The 18,712-nt window shown below is 43.2% G+C and carries 12 protein-coding genes, 5 tRNA genes, 3 rRNA genes and 2 pseudogenes; 3 read left to right on the forward strand and 19 right to left on the reverse strand.

The genetic code is table 11. From position 1 onward, the window contains the following. Positions 1-182: 182 nt before the first annotated feature. From rplL to ACGEDC_RS07390, 10 genes and pseudogenes are all read right to left on the reverse strand, one after another. Complete coding sequence (rplL, locus tag ACGEDC_RS07345; RefSeq protein ID WP_055026512.1) at positions 183-551, reverse strand: 50S ribosomal protein L7/L12; 369 nt, start codon at positions 549-551, stop codon at positions 183-185. Between the two features lie 54 nt (positions 552-605). Beyond that, entirely contained in the window at positions 606-1,103 is a 498-nt protein-coding gene (gene rplJ / locus ACGEDC_RS07350) for a 50S ribosomal protein L10 (RefSeq protein WP_055026513.1), read from the reverse strand. A 258-nt stretch (positions 1,104-1,361) separates the two neighbouring features. Further along, positions 1,362-2,063, reverse strand: a complete 702-nt coding sequence (gene rplA, locus ACGEDC_RS07355) for a 50S ribosomal protein L1 (protein ID WP_055026514.1) — start codon at positions 2,061-2,063, stop codon at positions 1,362-1,364. 4 nt (positions 2,064-2,067) lie between these two features. Next, positions 2,068-2,496 (reverse strand): 50S ribosomal protein L11, encoded by a 429-nt coding sequence (rplK, locus tag ACGEDC_RS07360; RefSeq protein WP_055026515.1) that lies wholly within the window; start codon positions 2,494-2,496, stop codon positions 2,068-2,070. 128 nt (positions 2,497-2,624) lie between these two features. After that, positions 2,625-3,175: pseudogene (nusG, locus tag ACGEDC_RS07365) on the reverse strand (transcription termination/antitermination protein NusG). A gap of 8 nt (positions 3,176-3,183) precedes the next feature. Then, entirely contained in the window at positions 3,184-3,555 is a 372-nt protein-coding gene (secE, locus tag ACGEDC_RS07370; RefSeq protein ID WP_394497407.1) for a preprotein translocase subunit SecE, read from the reverse strand. Positions 3,556-3,803: 248 nt separating this feature from the next. After that, positions 3,804-4,988 carry an elongation factor Tu gene (gene tuf / locus ACGEDC_RS07375; protein ID WP_080917157.1) on the reverse strand — a complete coding sequence of 395 codons (1,185 nt, stop codon included), beginning with the start codon at positions 4,986-4,988 and terminating at the stop codon, positions 3,804-3,806. A 189-nt stretch (positions 4,989-5,177) separates the two neighbouring features. Further along, positions 5,178-5,251, reverse strand: a tRNA-Gly gene (locus ACGEDC_RS07380). Between the two features lie 35 nt (positions 5,252-5,286). After that, a tRNA-Tyr gene (locus tag ACGEDC_RS07385) sits at positions 5,287-5,371 on the reverse strand. A gap of 7 nt (positions 5,372-5,378) precedes the next feature. Continuing rightward, positions 5,379-5,454 (reverse strand) — tRNA-Thr (locus tag ACGEDC_RS07390). Positions 5,455-5,674: 220 nt separating this feature from the next. Between ACGEDC_RS07390 and coaA the strand changes: the two genes are divergently transcribed. Continuing rightward, the gene (gene coaA / locus ACGEDC_RS07395; RefSeq protein WP_394497409.1) at positions 5,675-6,625 is read left to right on the forward strand and encodes a type I pantothenate kinase; all 951 of its coding nucleotides are present in this window, start codon (positions 5,675-5,677) and stop codon (positions 6,623-6,625) included. A 9-nt stretch (positions 6,626-6,634) separates the two neighbouring features. Here coaA and birA read toward each other — a convergent pair. The 7 genes and pseudogenes from birA to ACGEDC_RS07430 all read right to left on the reverse strand — a co-directional run bounded on the left by birA (position 6,635) and on the right by ACGEDC_RS07430 (position 14,810). After that, a pseudogene (birA, locus tag ACGEDC_RS07400) lies at positions 6,635-7,596 on the reverse strand (bifunctional biotin--[acetyl-CoA-carboxylase] ligase/biotin operon repressor BirA). Further along, complete coding sequence (gene murB / locus ACGEDC_RS07405; RefSeq protein WP_394497411.1) at positions 7,596-8,609, reverse strand: UDP-N-acetylmuramate dehydrogenase; 1,014 nt, start codon at positions 8,607-8,609, stop codon at positions 7,596-7,598. Before murB ends, birA begins: the two are co-directional and overlap by 1 nt. Before the next feature lie 875 nt (positions 8,610-9,484). Then, a 5S ribosomal RNA gene (gene rrf / locus ACGEDC_RS07410) occupies positions 9,485-9,600 on the reverse strand. Positions 9,601-9,767: 167 nt separating this feature from the next. Beyond that, positions 9,768-12,659: ribosomal RNA gene (locus ACGEDC_RS07415) — 23S ribosomal RNA — on the reverse strand. Positions 12,660-12,978: 319 nt separating this feature from the next. Next, positions 12,979-13,054 (reverse strand) — tRNA-Ala (locus ACGEDC_RS07420). Positions 13,055-13,118: 64 nt separating this feature from the next. Further along, positions 13,119-13,195 (reverse strand) — tRNA-Ile (locus tag ACGEDC_RS07425). Positions 13,196-13,268: 73 nt separating this feature from the next. Further along, positions 13,269-14,810: ribosomal RNA gene (locus ACGEDC_RS07430) — 16S ribosomal RNA — on the reverse strand. The 16S, 23S and 5S rRNA genes sit together here with 2 tRNA genes alongside, the layout of an rRNA operon. Positions 14,811-15,468: 658 nt before the next feature. Here ACGEDC_RS07430 and ACGEDC_RS07435 point away from each other — a divergent pair. Continuing rightward, positions 15,469-15,924 (forward strand): RNA recognition motif domain-containing protein, encoded by a 456-nt coding sequence (locus ACGEDC_RS07435; protein ID WP_055024226.1) that lies wholly within the window; start codon positions 15,469-15,471, stop codon positions 15,922-15,924. 8 nt (positions 15,925-15,932) lie between these two features. Here ACGEDC_RS07435 and murI read toward each other — a convergent pair whose 3' ends face one another. Continuing rightward, on the reverse strand, positions 15,933-16,721 hold the full coding sequence (gene murI / locus ACGEDC_RS07440) for a glutamate racemase (RefSeq protein WP_394497414.1): 789 nt from the start codon (positions 16,719-16,721) through the stop codon (positions 15,933-15,935). 142 nt (positions 16,722-16,863) lie between these two features. Between murI and trmA the strand changes: the two genes are divergently transcribed. Continuing rightward, on the forward strand, positions 16,864-17,961 hold the full coding sequence (gene trmA / locus ACGEDC_RS07445; RefSeq protein WP_394497416.1) for a tRNA (uridine(54)-C5)-methyltransferase TrmA: 1,098 nt from the start codon (positions 16,864-16,866) through the stop codon (positions 17,959-17,961). Between the two features lie 66 nt (positions 17,962-18,027). Here the strand turns inward: trmA and fabR are convergent, their stop codons facing one another. Then, complete coding sequence (gene fabR / locus ACGEDC_RS07450) at positions 18,028-18,642, reverse strand: HTH-type transcriptional repressor FabR (protein WP_055024214.1); 615 nt, start codon at positions 18,640-18,642, stop codon at positions 18,028-18,030. Positions 18,643-18,712 lie beyond the last annotated feature (70 nt).

Below are 18,712 nucleotides of genomic sequence, written 5' to 3' on the forward strand. Positions count from 1 at the left end.
GCACGTTTGCCCATCACCGTTAATGGCAAGAACCTAACCAGTAATCTCTGCTAGGAACTGCTAAAACTGGCGATAAACGGTGAATAAAAAATCGCCTGCGCATATAGCGCAAAAAAGGCCGACGGTTAAAAAACCGCCAGCCTCCGCCCGATTACTCGGGAGGTGGTAAGTTAGAGTATAACTTATTTAACTTCTACTTCAGCGCCAGCAGCTTCTAGATCAGCTTTAAGTGCTTCTGCTTCTTCTTTAGTGATAGCTTCTTTAACTGCAACTGGTGCAGATTCAGCCATAGCTTTAGCTTCTTTCAGGCCAAGACCTGTAGCGCCACGAAGTGCTTTAATAACAGCAACTTTGTTGCCACCGAATGAAGTCATAACAACGTCAAATTCGGTTTGCTCAGCAGCAGAAGCGCCAGCGTCGCCACCAACAGCAACAGCAGCAGCTGCAGCAGAAACGCCGAATTTTTCTTCCATTGCTTCGATTAGTTCAACAACTTCCATTACAGACATTTCTGCGAAAGCTTCTAAGATTTGGTCTTTAGTGATAGACATAACAAAAAATTCCTATTGTACTGAATTCAATTAATTTAAGCGGCTAATGAAATATTAAGCTGCTTCTTTTTGATCGCGAAGAGCGGCCAATGTACGAACGAACTTGCCAGCAGATGCTTCTTTCATAGTCATCATTAACTGAGCTAGTGCTTCTTCGTATGTTGGTAGTTTCGCTAAACGATCAATATCTGCTGCAGGGATAACTTCCCCTTCAAAGGCTGCTGCTTTGATTTCAAACTTTTCTTGTTCAGCTGCGAAATCTTTAAGAAGACGCGCTGCAGCACCTGGGTGCTCATTAGAAAAGGCAATCAAAGTAGGACCAGTAAACGTGTCGCTTAGGCACTCAAAATCAGTACCAGCAACAGCGCGTTTAACTAATGTATTACGTACAACACGTACATAAACACCAGCTTCACGTGCTGCTTTACGCAGACCGGTCATATCACCTACAGTTACACCGCGTGAATCGGCAACAACTGCAGATAAAGCACCTTTGGCGGCTTCGCTGACTTCAGCAACAATCGCTTTTTTGTCTTCGAGTCTTAATGCCATTGGCTTTACTCCTGGATTCTACCTAGGGATGTCCCTAGTATTTACCATATTAAACACTTATGTGTTTAACGACTTACGGTGCAGATTTCCAGCAGAACAAAATCTATCTGGGGGGTCTGACACCGTCTACGTAGGAAATTAAGTTATCTTATGAAAACACCTACGGTCTTGGACGGAAATCTGCTCTCAACAATGTTGAAAAGCAGACCTCAACCCACAAAGTGCGCGGATTATATACTAATCCGCATCCTTTGTATATTACTTAAGGTCTTCCAAAGTAGCTTGGTCAACCACAACACCTGCACCCATAGTGGTAGAGATGCTGACTTTTTTCACGTAAACGCCTTTAGCAACTGCAGGCTTAGCCTTTTTCAGTGCTGCGACTAACGCTTCTAAGTTTTCTTTAATTTGAGCAGGTTCAAAATCCACTTTACCGATAGTAGTGTGGATAATACCATTCTTGTCGTTACGGTAACGAACTTGGCCAGCTTTGGCATTTTTAACTGCATCAGCAACGTTTGGCGTTACAGTACCAGTTTTAGGGTTAGGCATTAAACCACGTGGGCCTAAGATTTGACCTAACATACCAACAACGCGCATTGCATCTGGAGATGCGATAACAACGTCAAAGTTCATTTCACCAGCTTTAACTTGCTCAGCTAGATCTTCCATACCAACTAACTCTGCACCAGCTTCTTTAGCTGCTTCAGCGTTTGCGCCCTGTGTGAACACAGCAACACGAACTTCACGGCCAGTACCATGTGGTAATACTGTAGCGCCACGAACGTTTTGGTCTGATTTACGAGGATCGATACCTAGGTTAACAGCAACGTCAACACTTTCTACGAATTTAGCAGTTGCTAATTCTTTTAATAAAGCAACAGCTTCATTGATATCGTAGCTTTTAGTTCCGTCGATTTTCTCGCGGATTACGCGCATGCGCTTAGTTAGCTTTGCCATTATATTAGTCCTCTACTACCAAACCCATTGAACGTGCAGTACCTTCAATTGAACGCATCATCGCTTCAACATCAGCACCAGTCATATCAGCCGCTTTAGTTTCAGCAATTTCCTGAACAGCGCTGCGCTTGATAGTACCAACTTTCTCGGTATTTGGACGGCCAGAACCAGACTTAAGACCTGCCGCTTTCAATAATAAGAAAGATGCTGGAGGAGTCTTAGTTTCGAACGTGAAAGAACGATCGTTGTATACAGTGATAACAACAGGAATCGGCATACCTTTGTCGAACTTTTCAGTACGAGCGTTGAATGCTTTACAGAATTCCATGATGTTCACACCTTTTTGACCTAGAGCAGGACCAACTGGTGGAGACGGGTTTGCAGCACCGGCTGCTACTTGTAGCTTAATATAAGCTTCAATTTTCTTTGCCATGTCGACATTTCCTCAATTTGGGTTCAAACGCTACCAGCTACATGCCGATGAGCTCCCCTTGAAAACAACGGGTGCGGATTATACTAAAATCCGCACCCGCAAACAAATACTATTTGTATTTAATTTAATCAGCTCTTTTCAACTTGTTGGAAGTCTAGTTCCACAGGAGTAGAGCGACCGAAGATCATTACTGAAACCTTAACGCGGTTTTTATCGTAATCAACTTCTTCGATAGTGCCATTAAAGTCAGCAAATGGACCATCGTTAACACGAACAACTTCACCAGGCTCAAACATAACGCGATGAGTCGGTGACTCAACAGTATCTTGTAGACGCTGAAGAATGGCATTCGCTTCTTTATCAGAAATAGGTGCTGGGCGATCAGATGTTCCGCCAATGAAACCCATTACACGTGGAATGCTTTTCACTAAGTGCCAGCTTTCATCATTCATTTCCATTTGGACTAATACATAGCCTGGGAAGAATTTACGTTCGCTTTTACGACGCTGACCTGCACGCATTTCAACAACTTCTTCAGTTGGTACAAGTACCTCAGCAAAGTAGTCTTCCATGTTGTGCATTTTGATATGCTCAAGTAGTGTTTTACATACACGGCCTTCATAGCCTGAGAATGCTTGAATCACATACCATCTTTTTTAGCTTCTGTTGCTTCAGTCATGTAAATGCCTATACGCCAGTAATGAGGTTAACAACACGCAATAGTACCCAGTCGAAACCCCAAAGGATTACGGCTACGACAGCTGTTGCAACAAGAACAATGAATGTTGTGTTTAGCGCTTCTTGACGAGTTGGCCAAACCACTTTACGTACTTCAATGTGAGCTTCACGAGCAAAAGATAAAGCTTCTTTACCTTTCACAGTTTGCAGTGCAATAAAGCCTGCAATAACAAAGGCAACAATTACGCCTAATGCGCGTACCACAACACTGGCTTCGCCAAATGCTTGGTTGCCAATAACAGCGGCGGCAATCAATATAACTGCAATGCCCCACTTAACAATATCCAGAGAATTATTCTGGTTTTCAGTATTTGTCGTCATCGGTTGGTTCCGTTACTCACTAAGACCTGAGCTTAAATTTGATAAATATGTACCACTATCAAATAGTACTTCCGAGTTTAGCCACGAAAAGCATCAGCTCAGGGTCAAAAATCGGCCATAGATTGTATTCTTATTCTAGTCAGTTCGCAAGGTCGACACCAGAGAACATAAGTAAAACTTAAAAAAATCTATAAAACAAAAAAAGGAAGCCGAAGCTTCCTTTTTTAATGTGTTAACTAACTTCGCTATTAAGCAACGATTTTAGCTACAACACCAGCACCAACTGTACGGCCACCTTCACGGATAGCGAAACGTAAACCGTCGTCCATCGCGATTGGGTAGATTAGAGTAACAACCATCTTGATGTTGTCACCTGGCATTACCATTTCAACGCCTTCTGGAAGCTCGATAGTACCAGTTACGTCAGTTGTACGGAAGTAGAACTGTGGACGGTAGCCTTTGAAGAATGGAGTGTGACGTCCGCCTTCTTCTTTGCTTAACACGTATACTTCTGATTCGAATGTAGTGTGAGGAGTGATTGTACCTGGCTTAGCAAGTACTTGACCACGTTCAACTTCATCACGCTTAGTACCACGTAATAAAACACCACAGTTCTCACCTGCACGACCTTCGTCAAGCAGCTTACGGAACATTTCAACACCAGTACAAGTCGTTTTAGTTGTGTCTTTAACACCAACGATTTCTACTTCGTCACCTACAGTGATGATACCGCGCTCTACACGACCAGTAACAACTGTACCACGACCTGAAATTGAGAATACATCTTCAATAGGTAGTAGGAAAGGCTTATCGATGTCACGCTCTGGCTCTGGGATGTAAGTATCTAGAGCTTCAGCAAGTTCGATGATTTTTGGTTCCCAAGCTGCATCGCCTTCAAGCGCTTTAAGTGCAGAACCTTGGATAACTGGTAAGTCATCACCTGGGAAGTCATATTCAGAAAGAAGTTCACGTACTTCCATTTCTACTAATTCAAGTAGCTCTTCATCATCAACCATGTCACATTTGTTCATGAATACGATAACGAAAGGTACACCAACCTGACGTGAAAGTAGGATGTGCTCACGAGTCTGTGGCATTGGGCCATCAGTTGCTGCTACTACTAAGATAGCACCGTCCATTTGTGCAGCACCAGTAATCATGTTTTTAACATAATCGGCGTGACCAGGACAATCTACGTGTGCGTAGTGACGTGTAGGCGTGTCATATTCGATGTGAGAAGTATTAATTGTAATACCACGCTCACGCTCTTCTGGAGCGTTATCGATTTGTGCGAAATCTTTAGTCTCACCGCCGTATGCTTTCGTCAATACTGCTGAGATAGCTGCTGTTAGAGTAGTTTTACCATGGTCAACGTGACCAATTGTACCCACGTTTACGTGTGGTTTACTACGTTCAAATTTTTCTTTAGCCATGATATTGCCTCAATCCAGACTCTTGGTAATGAAAACACATATAGAAAAAATCCGATGCATAAAATGACATCGAATCGATTAGTTATGGTGATTAAGCTTAGCATAAGACAGGAGGTGCTGATTTAAAGGATTTGACTGATCAACAATTCAGTTATCTGAACCATTAATCAATCAAGTCATTCAGCAATTTGGAGCGGATGGCGGGAATCGAACCCGCGTTATCAGCTTGGAAGGCTGGAGTAATACCATTATACGACATCCGCGCAACCTGAAAGGCTACCTAACTACCTTTAAAAAATGGTGGAGGGAGAAGGATTCGAACCTTCGAAGGCTGAGCCGTCAGATTTACAGTCTGATCCCTTTGGCCACTCGGGAACCCCTCCAGAAAAATGGTGCCGGCACCAAGAGTCGAACTCGGGACCTACTGATTACAAGTCAGTTGCTCTACCAACTGAGCTATGCCGGCTAATCATTTCGGAAACGGATATTAGGTAAATGTTGGCACAAGTGCAATAGAAAATGCATAAAAAAGCTAAAAAAAGTCTTAAATGCCGTTTTTTTGGGCTTTATTAGCTACTCACGCATAAAAATCAAGCGATTTGAAAGTTAGTGATTAACTAAGGTCAGTTTTTTATTGTTGAATATATTTTGTTGGTGTACTGTGCCTGACCTAAGGAAAGGACATTATGACAGTAAATAAACCAATACATAAAACACTTTATCATTCATTTGGGCGTAAGCAATGGTCTGAGCTTCGTAATTCAGTCCCTCTTACACTAAGTGAAGACGAACTTGCCCGCTTACAAGGCATGAACGAGCAACTGTCTTTAGATGAAGTGACAGATATTTATTTACCGTTAAGTCGTCTTTTAAATTTGATCATCGACGCTCAGCAGCAGCGCAGTGTAGTATTAGATCAATTCCTCAATCATAAACTACGTAACTCTCCCTACATTATCAGTATTTCTGGTAGTGTCGCTGTTGGTAAAAGCACCACAGCAAGGATTCTACAAGCGCTTTTACAGCGTTGGCCCCAACACCCTAAAGTAGAGTTAGTCACTACCGATGGATTTCTGTATCCTTTGGCAGAGTTAAAAGCTAAAAACTTATTAAAGCGAAAAGGCTTTCCAGAAAGCTATGATATGAAGATGCTCATTGATTTCATTTCAGCTATCAAAGCAGGTCAACCGCATGTTAATGCGCCACTGTACTCTCATATCACCTATGACCGACTTACTGACCAAGTGCAACCGATTAACCAACCAGACATCTTAATTATCGAAGGTTTAAATGTACTTCAAACTGGCTTAGATCAATCACCTGAAAGTCGCAGCAGTTTTTTATCTGATTATGTGGATTTCTCAATTTACGTAGATGCAGATGAAGTGCTTCTAAAAGAATGGTATCAGCAACGTTTTAGAAAATTTCGTCAAGGTGCTTTTAGTGATCCGAAATCCTTTTTTCATCACTATTCAAACTTGTCAGATCAACAAGCTAATGAGACCGCAGCTAATATCTGGGATACGATTAACGGCCCAAATCTCCAGTCCAATATCAAACCAAGTCGTGAACGCGCTCACCTGATCCTTAAAAAAGGAGATAATCATTTGGTAAACCGCGTTTTACTACGAAAATAACCTCGTAGATTATAGCGTACCGCGTAGGCTAATCTCTCCACCTATATAGGCGGTTTGAACGCCATCGGTTTCCAAAATAACGCCACCTTGCGAGTCAATCCCTTTGCAAACACCTACAATTGACTTAGGTGACATGACCAACTCAATTTCTTTGTCGTAAAACAGATCATATTGTTGCCAGAGCGGAATAAACTCCGTTAAACCAGATACTTCAAACTTTGCTAGGTCTAACTTTAATTGTTTATGGAGTGCTAGGAGTAGGTTAGTTTTATCGGGCATTGTATCCAGAGAAGATAAATCACTCCAAGGCTGATCTATTTTTTCAGCCTGTTGAGCCGGCATACTCATATTAATACCAAAGCCAATGACCAAATTACATTCGTCCATAGACTGACCAGATAGCTCAATCAAGATACCTGCTAGTTTTTTATTGTCTTTGTAGATATCATTTGGCCACTTCAATCCAAGACCTTCAACACCAAATGTTCTTAGCGTTGACACGATAGAACACGCAATAACTAGGCTTAACCCCATTGCGGCATTCATTCCCTGGTTTATGCGCCAATAGAGTGAACCGTAAACATGTTGACCATAAGGTGATACCCATTGACGTCCCCTACGCCCCCTGCCTGCTGACTGATATTCCGCGATGCAAATATCACCACTATCTAGTTCATCAGAGTGCTGCAGTAAGAAAGCATTGGTACTGGCTATTTCATCAAAAAGAAACACCTATCTTCAATCCTGTTTATAAGTACGGATTCATCAAATAAAGGCAGAGCTTTCGATAACTTGTAACCCTTACCTTTTACGCTGTATATATCAATCCCGTAATCAGCTAACTGCGCTATGTGATTATTCACTGCAGTCCTAGATAATCCAACTTCTTGTGCAATCATTTCTCCAGAAGTATAACGACAATGATCCAGCAGCTTAATGATTTGCTTCTTTTTGCTCCAATGCTCTGTCATTACAATTCCACCTCTCCGTGTGAACCTATTATTCTTGGTTCTGGCTCCAGTTTGATACCAAACTTATTATAAACAGTGTCAATAACATGATGCGCCAGTTTTCGTACATCGTCACCAGTTGCATGATTAATATTAACTATCACCAACGCTTGCTTGCTATGGACTGCCGCGCCGCCCGAGATATACCCTTTAAGGCCAGCTTCATCTATAAGCCAACCTGCAGCAACTTTAATACGCCCATCAGCTTGTGCATATCCGACCAAATCAGAAAACTTTTTCAATAAACTGATGTATTGCTCTGCTTCGATAATTGGGTTCTTAAAAAAGCTGCCAACGTTACCAAGTTTACAGAGATCAGGTAACTTGCTTGTGCGTACAGCACATACAGTCTCATAGATCTCTTTAGCACTCACTGTAAGACTATTTAAGTGGCTAAGTGGTCCATAACTTAGATTTGCTTGCCAGTTTTTTGGGATGGCTAATTTAACTGACGTAATGACTGCAATCTCTTTTAATTGTTTTTTGAAAATTGAATCACGGTAATCAAACTTACACTCAGAACCTGCAAGTGTATGCTCGCTAAAAGTATCAGTGTTAAGGTAAGTGACTTCATTACAAAACTGGTTTATTTCAACTCCATATGCACCAATATTCTGAATTGGAGCTGCGCCCACCGAACCAGGGATCAATGCTAAATTTTCTAACCCGAAATAGCCCTTATCCAAAGTAAACTGAACGAGTTCATGCCAATTTTCGCCTGCCTGCACAGTTAAATAGACATTTTCATTATCCTCGGAAATAACGATGCCTTTATTGATCAGCTTAATGATCATCCCTTCATAATCGCAGGTAAAAACGATATTGCTACCACCACCTATGATCATATACGGAACGCCCATTTCTTTTGCTTTTTTTATATATCGAATGAGATCCGAAACAGAGTTTGCCTCAACAAGCATTAGGGAATTTTGATTCAAAGACATGGTATTTAAAGGCTTTAAGCTCGCGGACATATAAATGACTTGTACTAATAATGGTGATGTGAATATTGTACCCTGTGAACATTCATATGACTAATCGTAAGAAAGCCAAAATAGTTAACGCCTAATAAGCCACTAATAGCCTCTTTATCAATAATAAACCTGAGGGGTCAATGAATGAAATGAGCTGTTTCTATTAATGACACCTCCTAACAGTCCGCATAAAGTCTTTTAAACTATAGGCATATCATTCACACTATCTTTCACAATACTAAGATCATTTATCATTTATCATTTAGACACGAAAAAACCATTGAGTTAGTCACTGGCTATCTGCTCTCTTAAAAAGAGAAATTAGGCGCTCAGCAATAGCCTACTTTTACATGGGCATATAGTCCATACAGTTTTTGCTGTACTCAAGTTACTTAACAACAGACACAAAAGCCCTTTACGTAAGTAACGGGCTATCTGCTCTCTTACGAGTGAAATTAGGCGCTCAGTAATGGCCTACTTTTACATGGACATATCGTCCACACTGTATTTCGCTGCACTCAAGTTACTTAACAATCAGACACAAAAAACCCGCTACGTGAGTAACGGGCTATCTACTCTCTTAAAAGAGAAATTAGGCACTTGGTAGTGACCTACTTTCACATGGGCATATCGTCCACACAGTCTTTCGCTACACTCAATTCACTTAACAATCAGACACAAAAAAGCCCGTTACGTCAGTAACGGGCTATCAGCTCTCTTAAAAGAGAAATTAGGCGCTTGGCAATGACCGACTTTCACATGGGCATATCGTCCACACTGTCTTTCGCTGTACTAAATTTTGACTAACTATATACGAAAAAAGCCCTGACTATTAAGTCAGGGCTTTCTTGACTCTCTTAAAAGAGAAATTAGGCGCTTGGCGATGACCTACTTTCACATGGGGAGACCCCACACTATCATCGGCGCGATTGCGTTTCACTACTGAGTTCGGGATGGGATCAGGTGGGACCACAATGCTATTGTCACCAAGCAAATTCGGTGTTAATCGCTTATCGCAATTAACTAAATTCGGAAAGCTGTTTGTTTCTTTGAGTTTTCTACTTTATTAAGCGCTTTATAATCTTCACTAAGTCTTACCTTCACAGTAAGTAATAAATCTAGTTACCATCAACTCAGATAAAAACTCATCTGGGTTGTATGGTTAAGCCTCACGAGTCATTAGTACAGGTTAGCTCAACGCCTCACAACGCTTACACACCCTGCCTATCAACGTCCTAGTCTCGAACGGCTCTTTAGAGGAATTAAATTCCTAGGGATGACTCATCTTAGGACTCGCTTCCCGCTTAGATGCTTTCAGCGGTTATCGATTCCGAACGTAGCTACCGGGCAATGCTATTGGCATAACAACCCGAACACCAGCGGTTCGTCCACTCCGGTCCTCTCGTACTAGGAGCAGCTTCCTTCAATCATCCAACGCCCACGGCAGATAGGGACCGAACTGTCTCACGACGTTCTGAACCCAGCTCGCGTACCACTTTAAATGGCGAACAGCCATACCCTTGGGACCGACTTCAGCCCCAGGATGTGATGAGCCGACATCGAGGTGCCAAACACCGCCGTCGATATGAACTCTTGGGCGGTATCAGCCTGTTATCCCCGGAGTACCTTTTATCCGTTGAGCGATGGCCCTTCCATACAGAACCACCGGATCACTATGACCTACTTTCGTACCTGCTCGACGTGTATGTCTCGCAGTTAAGCTGGCTTATGCCATTGCACTAACCGTACGATGTCCGACCGTACTTAGCCAACCTTCGTGCTCCTCCGTTACTCTTTGGGAGGAGACCGCCCCAGTCAAACTACCCACCAGGCACTGTCCCGAACCCCGATTAGGGGCCGCGGTTAGAACATCAAAACTACAAGGGTGGTATTTCAAGATTGACTCCACTCCATCTAGCGATTGAGCTTCAAAGTCTCCCACCTATCCTACACATGTAGGTTCAATGTTCAGTGCCAAGCTATAGTAAAGGTTCACGGGGTCTTTCCGTCTAGCCGCGGGTATACGGCATCTTCACCGCAATTTCAACTTCACTGAGTCTCGGCTGGAGACAGCGTGGCCATCATTACGCCATTCGTGCAGGTCGGAACTTACCCGACAAGGAATTTCGCTACCTTAGGACCGTTATAGTTACGGCCGCCGTTTACTTGGGCTTCGATCATGAGCTTCTCCGAAGATAACCCAATCAATTAACCTTCAAGCACCGGGCAGGCGTCATACCGTATACGTCATCTTGCGATTTTGCACAGTACTGTGTTTTTGATAAACAGTTGCAGCCACCTGGTATCTGCGACTCCCAACAGCTTAGAGAGCAAGTCTCATCACCGTCAGGAGCGTACCTTCTCCCGAAGTTACGGTACCATTTTGCCTAGTTCCTTCAGCCGAGTTCTCTCAAGCGCCTTGGTATTCTCTACCCGACCACCTGTGTCGGTTTGGGGTACGATTCCTACTAACCTGAAGCTTAGAAGATTTTCCTGGAAGCATGGCATCAACTACTTCACCGCCTTAGCGGCTCGTCATCAGCTCTCAGCCTAATGTTCACCCGGATTTGCCTAAGTGAACAGCCTACAACCTTAAACGCGGACAACCAACGCCGCGCTAGCCTAGCCTTCTCCGTCTCTCCATCGCAGTTAGCAAAAGTACAGGAATATTGACCTGTTTCCCATCGACTACGCCTTTCAGCCTCGCCTTAGGGGTCGACTCACCCTGCCCCGATTAACGTTGGACAGGAACCCTTGGTCTTTCGGCGTGGGGGTTTTTCACCCCCATTATCGTTACTCATGTCAGCATTCGCACTTCTGATACGTCCAGTGTGGGTTACCCCTTCACCTTCAACCGCTTACAGAACGCTCCTCTACCGCTTGCTCCTAAGAGCAAACCCATAGCTTCGGTGTATTGCTTAGCCCCGTTAAATCTTCCGCGCAGGCCGACTCGACTAGTGAGCTATTACGCTTTCTTTAAATGATGGCTGCTTCTAAGCCAACATCCTAGCTGTCTAAGCCTTCCCACATCGTTTCCCACTTAGCAATAACTTTGGGACCTTAGCTGATGGTCTGGGTTGTTTCCCTTTTGACGACGGACGTTAGCACCCGCCGTCTGTCTCCCGAGTAGTACTCACTGGTATTCGGAGTTTGCAAAGGGTTGGTAAGTCGGGATGACCCCCTAGCCTTAACAGTGCTCTACCCCCAGTGGTATTCGCTCGAGGCGCTACCTAAATAGCTTTCGAGGAGAACCAGATATCTCCGAGTTTGATTGGCCTTTCACCCCCAGCCACAAGTCATCCGCTAATTTTTCAACATTAGTCGGTTCGGTCCTCCAGTTGATGTTACTCAACCTTCAACCTGCCCATGGCTAGATCACTCGGTTTCGGGTCTACGCCTTGCAACTAAACGCGCAGTTAACACTCGGTTTCCCTACGGCTCCGCTATTCGCTTAACCTCGCTACAAAACGTAAGTCGCTGACCCATTATACAAAAGGTACGCAGTCACGGTCTCAAGAACCGCTCCCACTGCTTGTACGTATACGGTTTCAGGTTCTATTTCACTCCCCTCACAGGGGTTCTTTTCGCCTTTCCCTCACGGTACTGGTTCACTATCGGTCAGTCAGGAGTATTTAGCCTTGGAGGATGGTCCCCCCATATTCAAACAGGATGTCACGTGTCCCGCCTTACTCGATTTCATCTATGGTTAGTTTTCGTGTACGGGGCTATCACCCTGTGCCGCTGTGCTTTCCAACACATTCCACTAACACCCCATAGACTTAAGGGCTAATCCCCGTTCGCTCGCCGCTACTAGGGGAATCTCGGTTGATTTCTTTTCCTTCGGGTACTTAGATGTTTCAGTTCCCCGAGTTCGCCTCATACAGCTATGTATTCACTGTATGATGACCACTTATGTGGCCGGGTTTCCCCATTCGGACATCGTTAGCTCAAATGCTTGTTACTAGCTCGCCAACGCTTTTCGCAAGTTACTACGTCCTTCATCGCCTCTGACTGCCAAGGCATCCACCGTATACGCTTAGTCACTTAACCATACAACCCAAATAAGTTTCAAAGAAACTCAAGTTGTACCGTAACTAGCTGGTTTATTACATAATTTGCATGTGAATTAACACTACACAAATTCGCCTTAGTTTTAGAATATTCAAGACACTTAATAAAGTGTTTTGAGAACTCAATGTATTACTAAAAAGGGATTAACTTCTCAGTAATACGATTTGTAATTAATACAACGACAGACATCATCGTATTAAATACTATCAGCTTTCCAAATTGTTAAAGAGCGGGCTTAAAAAAGCCAAAGATAAAACTGTCGTTTTATCTTTGGCGTCTCTATCCATGAGCAAGTAAATGGTGGAGCTATGCGGGATCGAACCGCAGACCTCCTGCGTGCAAGGCAGGCGCTCTCCCAGCTGAGCTATAGCCCCATTTACATGCAGTCAAACAAACTTACGTTAATACAAAATCTTGTTTAGGAGAAAACAAAGATTTTGGTGGGTCAGAGTGGACTTGAACCACCGACCTCACCCTTATCAGGGGTGCGCTCTAACCAGCTGAGCTACAGACCCAACGTAATTTGCTCTTACTTTCTATCAAGTAATCTGTGTGAACACTCAACAAACATCAAGTTAGTCGTATAGGTAAGGAGGTGATCCAGCCCCAGGTTCCCCTAGGGCTACCTTGTTACGACTTCACCCCAGTCATGAACCACACCGTGGTAAACGTCCTCCCGAAGGTTAGACTATCTACTTCTGGTGCAGCCCACTCCCATGGTGTGACGGGCGGTGTGTACAAGGCCCGGGAACGTATTCACCGTAGCATTCTGATCTACGATTACTAGCGATTCCGACTTCATGGAGTCGAGTTGCAGACTCCAATCCGGACTACGACGAGCTTTATGAGATTAGCTAGACCTTGCGGCTTTGCAACCCTCTGTACTCGCCATTGTAGCACGTGTGTAGCCCTACTCGTAAGGGCCATGATGACTTGACGTCGTCCCCACCTTCCTCCGGTTTATCACCGGCAGTCTCCCTAGAGTTCCCGCCATTACGCGCTGGCAAATAAGGATAGGGGTTGCGCTCGTTGCGGGACTTAACCCAACATTTCACAACACGAGCTGACGACAGCCATGCAGCACCTGTCTCAGAGTTCCCGAAGGCACCAATTCATCTCTGAAAAGTTCTCTGGATGTCAAGAGTAGGTAAGGTTCTTCGCGTTGCATCGAATTAAACCACATGCTCCACCGCTTGTGCGGGCCCCCGTCAATTCATTTGAGTTTTAACCTTGCGGCCGTACTCCCCAGGCGGTCTACTTAATGCGTTAGCTTGGGAGCCCAGTGCTCAAGGCACCAAACTCCGAGTAGACATCGTTTACGGCGTGGACTACCAGGGTATCTAATCCTGTTTGCTCCCCACGCTTTCGTACATGAGCGTCAGTCTTTGTCCAGGGGGCCGCCTTCGCCACCGGTATTCCTTCAGATCTCTACGCATTTCACCGCTACACCTGAAATTCTACCCCCTCTACAAGACTCTAGTTCACCAGTTCCAAATGCAATTCCCAGGTTGAGCCCGGGGATTTCACATCTGGCTTAATGAACCGCCTGCGTACGCTTTACGCCCAGTAATTCCGATTAACGCTTGGACCCCTCGTATTACCGCGGCTGCTGGCACGAAGTTAGCCGGTCCTTCTTCTGTAGGTAACGTCACAGCAACAACGTATTAAGCTGCTACCTTTCCTCCCTACTGAAAGTGCTTTACAACCCGAAGGCCTTCTTCACACACGCGGCATGGCTGCATCAGGGTTTCCCCCATTGTGCAATATTCCCCACTGCTGCCTCCCGTAGGAGTCTGGGCCGTGTCTCAGTCCCAGTGTGGCTGATCATCCTCTCAGAACAGCTAGGGATCGTCGCCTTGGTAAGCCATTACCTTACCAACTAGCTAATCCCACCTAGGTTCATCCAATCGCGAAAGGCCCGAAGGTCCCCTCCTTTCCCCCGTAGGGCGTATGCGGTATTAGCAGTCGTTTCCAACTGTTATCCCCCTCGACTGGGCAGATTCCTAGGCATTACTCACCCGTCCGCCGCTCGTCAGCAAAGTAGCAAGCTACTTTCTGTTACCGCTCGACTTGCATGTGTTAGGCCTGCCGCCAGCGTTCAATCTGAGCCATGATCAAACTCTTCAATTAAAGTTTTTTGAGACTAAGTCTCGGCTCAATGAATTCTGATTACATTATGCAGACTCGGAAGAATCTACATACTGTTTGTTACATATTGCTATGAACACTCATCGTTACATTGATAATAATTTTGATTGCTGCATTCTTTACGAGAAAGAGTGAGCAATTTCGATTAACTCAACACCTGTGAGTGTCCACACAGATTACTTGATAAATTGTTAAAGAGCATTAGCGCATCTCGGTAAGCCCGAGTGGCTAGGGATGCGTATTTTACGCAATTCCCGTATCGCGTCAAGTGATTTTTAAACTAATTTAAAAACTCTTTTCAGCGTCACTTTTCAGTGAACTGATTTGGCGTGTACACCATGCTATTGCGTGGTTTGCCGTGTCAGTGGATGCGCATTATAGGGAGATTATGAAACCGTGCAAGGGCTTTTTGCAAATATTCAGATCGAATGAGGATCTTTTGTGCAGATCGTTTTATTTTTAACTATTATGACTGTTTTTATAGCAGTTTTATTCTATTTCCCTGACTTGTTATGAACTAATTATGGTGTTTTAAGGTCATTTTTTCGTCAGAGTATGGTGAAAGCGCAAATAATTCATTACCATAGCTATGCTTTTTAACAGTTATTTATCATTTTTCATTTTTATTAGAGATAAACTTATGCAGAAGTCATTTGTTATTACCTTAGTTACAGCGCTCATTGGCGCAGTTATCATTTATGCTCTATCTAGTAATGTTCAACTTGTTATATCTTTTATTGCAGGTGCAATGTTAGCTAGTCTTATTTTTACTTTCGTTCCTACTTCAACCGCAGCGGCTTCAAATGAGCCTTATGTTGGCCCAACTATGACACTGTATGTGGGTAACTTGCCATACCGTGTACATGAAGGTGAAGTGAAGAGTCTTTTCGGGGAGTATGGTCCTGTCAATTCAGTACGCTTAGTGAGAGATAGAAAAACAGGTCGCCGTAAAGGTTTTGGTTTCGTTGAGATGTCAGAAGCCGGTGCTAAAAAGGCGATGAACAAACTAAACGATTACAGTTTCCAAGAACGTACTTTAAAAGTAAGAGAAGCTAAATCACAAGAATCAGATCCAGCGGATCAAAATAAAGATTAGTTATATCGTTAGCTGGCTATGGAAAGACACTCAAGTTGTGTAAAGCCATAGTCAGTTAATGTCTGTTTTAGCCCATCCCCAATCTCAGCTGTATACCCAGCTTTTAAAATCACATCACAATTCTGACTCTTACTTTGACTACCTATCAAAAACAACACTCGTGTAGCAATCGCACTACCTGAATCAAGTAGTAATATTTTAGCACCTAAAACTTGTGCTATTTCTTGGCGTAAAAACGGAAAATGAGTGCAGCCCAACACCACGGTATCAATAGATGAGTTTCGAATAGGCTGTAAAATCTGTTCAATTTTCTTTATATCAACACATTTTCGTCCCGCTTTGTCTTCTGCTATTAGTACTAATTCAGAAGAGCCAATTAAATCTACTTGGCAACCACCCGCAAATTCAGTTATCAATTCTTGGGTATAGGCTCTATTAACAGTGCCTGGTGTAGCAAGCAATGCAATATGCTGGCTTGTGGTTTGTTGTGCTGCTGGTTTTATTGCTGGCACGACACCAACAACTGGAATACTAAGTTGTTTTCTTAGTTCAGGTAACACCAAGGTACTTGCACTATTACAGGCCACAACAACTATCGAAGCGTTTAACTGTTTTGCTTGTGTAACAACTAACTTAACGCAGCCATCAATTAACTCTTGTTCACTTAAATCTCCATATGGCAAACGCGCATTATCAAATAAGTAATAGATATCATGCTGAGACAATTTTTTATGGACATGTTCAAACACGGATAAGCCACCTATGCCTGAATCGAAAATGAGTATGGGACCGCCCAAGTTAATCTCCATTGAATGGGGTTAATAAGTGAAATTCATCGATTTCTGTTGTTAATATTCTAAGACTTCGCCGTTCTACTGGACATCAGCGGTGTGTAGTATAATATTTGCGCCCTTATTTTACAGCATATGGTGGAACAAAATGAATTTAGCAGCAATGGATCCTAAGAACTATGATGCGCAACTCGAACAAAAACGTATCAAGCTTGAAGCTGCCTTTGCTGAGTTTACTCCGCCAAGTTTAGAAGTTTTTGGATCTGAGCCAGCTCACTACCGTATGCGAGCGGAATTTCGAGTCTGGCATGATGGTGACGACTTATACTATTACATGTTTGACAAAGCATTGAATGAAAAAGTTCGTTGCGAGCAATACTTACCTGCTGGAGTGCTTATCAATGAGATGATGACAGCATTGATGGAAGAACTTCGTCCAAACCATGCACTTCGCTTTAAATTATTCCAGGTCGATTTTTTATCTACTCTTAGTGGAGAGATCTTAGTCTCACTTCTTTATCATCGTCAATTGAATGATGAATGGCGAGAAGAAGCTGAACTCATGAAGCAACGTCTATCTAAAAAGTTCAATGTGAATTTTATCGGTCGTGCCCGCAAACAAAAAATTGATTTAGATAAAGATTTCGTGGTTGAGTCCTTAACTGTCAATGGTAAAGATTTACAGTATAAACAAATTGAAAATAGCTTTACTCAACCTAATGCTAAAGTGTCAGTTAAAATGCTTGAATGGGCTATTTCAACGACTCAAAATAGTACGGGTGATTTATTAGAGCTTTATTGTGGTAATGGCAATTTTTCAATTGCGTTAGCGCAAAACTTTGAACGTGTATTAGCAACTGAGCTAGCAAAGCCTTCTGTGGACGCTGCGCAATATAACATTGCTATTAATGATGTCGATAATCTTCAAATTATCAGAATGTCAGCTGAAGATTTTAGTGATGCAATGGCTAAAAAACGTCGCTATCGTCGTTTAGAAGGTATCGATTTAGACAGTTATAACTGTAATACCATATTTGTTGACCCGCCGCGTGCAGGTATTGACGACAATACGCTTAGCTTAATGCAAAACTATGACCGAATTTTGTATATTTCGTGCAACCCTGACACGTTGAAAGCAAACTTAACCAAACTGAGTGAAACACATAAAATCACTCGATTTGCACTGTTCGACCAATTCCCATATACCGATCATATGGAATCAGGTGTACTTTTAGAGCGTAAATAATCACACTGCAATAAAAAGGCGATGCTGTGTAAACAGCATCGCCTTTTTATTGCCTAATAGCTTAATTTATTTAGTTTCTACTTTATGCTGTAGCGCTTCAGCACCTTTAGCAACCATGCGTAATTGTAAAACCAAATGATCCGCTAATACTTTTCTATCAGCTCGTTTCATATCTAATGCCGATGCGCCAGCATTAAACACTAAGGTCACTAAGGCTTCAGCTTGAACTCTCGCTAACATAGGTGTTCTACCAGCGGTAGCTTCAGTGTAATGAGACAACTCCGAAATAAAGTGCTCAATCTCTCTCGCAACAGCAGCACGAAATGCCGCAGAAGTCCCTGAACGTTCATGCAGAAGAATACGAAAAACATTGGGATTTGATTCTAGCACTTCAATGAAAGTATCAACTGAGATACGAATAACACTGCCACCTGCTTCGGCACGCTGGCGACCTTTACGCATCATTTGTCGCAATGTCAGACCACCTTCATCGACCATGGTTAAACCGAGTTCATTCATGTCTTTAAAGTGACGGTAAAAAGAAGTTGGCGCTATGCCAGCCTCTCTTGCAACCTCACGTAAACTTAAGCTTGAAAAGCTACGCTCAGCACTGAGTTGATTAAAAGCGGCATCTACCAATGCACGACGGGTTTTTTCTTTCTGTAATGCTCTTACACCCATGTAAAGATCCATTTAGTAAATGATAGTGCACAGATAATACCGTTTTTAACAAAGAAACACAGCCCCATAA

Origin of the sequence: Shewanella sp. ENK2, assembly GCF_043568515.1 — a bacterium.
GTDB lineage: Bacteria > Pseudomonadota > Gammaproteobacteria > Enterobacterales > Shewanellaceae > Shewanella > Shewanella japonica.

Bases quoted from the DNA above. Each gene is read 5' to 3' on its own strand.
- rplL (WP_055026512.1), bottom strand. From the start codon at position 551: ATGTCTATCACTAAAGACCAAATCTTAGAAGCTTTCGCAGAAATGTCT.
- rplJ (WP_055026513.1), bottom strand. From the start codon at position 1,103: ATGGCATTAAGACTCGAAGACAAAAAAGCGATTGTTGCTGAAGTCAGC.
- rplA (WP_055026514.1), bottom strand. From the start codon at position 2,063: ATGGCAAAGCTAACTAAGCGCATGCGCGTAATCCGCGAGAAAATCGAC.
- rplK (WP_055026515.1), bottom strand. From the start codon at position 2,496: ATGGCAAAGAAAATTGAAGCTTATATTAAGCTACAAGTAGCAGCCGGT.
- secE (WP_394497407.1), bottom strand. From the start codon at position 3,555: ATGACGACAAATACTGAAAACCAGAATAATTCTCTGGATATTGTTAAG.
- tuf (WP_080917157.1), bottom strand. From the start codon at position 4,988: ATGGCTAAAGAAAAATTTGAACGTAGTAAACCACACGTAAACGTGGGT.
- coaA (WP_394497409.1), top strand. From the start codon at position 5,675: ATGACAGTAAATAAACCAATACATAAAACACTTTATCATTCATTTGGG.
- murB (WP_394497411.1), bottom strand. From the start codon at position 8,609: ATGTCCGCGAGCTTAAAGCCTTTAAATACCATGTCTTTGAATCAAAAT.
- ACGEDC_RS07435 (WP_055024226.1), top strand. From the start codon at position 15,469: ATGCAGAAGTCATTTGTTATTACCTTAGTTACAGCGCTCATTGGCGCA.
- trmA (WP_394497416.1), top strand. From the start codon at position 16,864: ATGAATTTAGCAGCAATGGATCCTAAGAACTATGATGCGCAACTCGAA.
- fabR (WP_055024214.1), bottom strand. From the start codon at position 18,642: ATGGGTGTAAGAGCATTACAGAAAGAAAAAACCCGTCGTGCATTGGTA.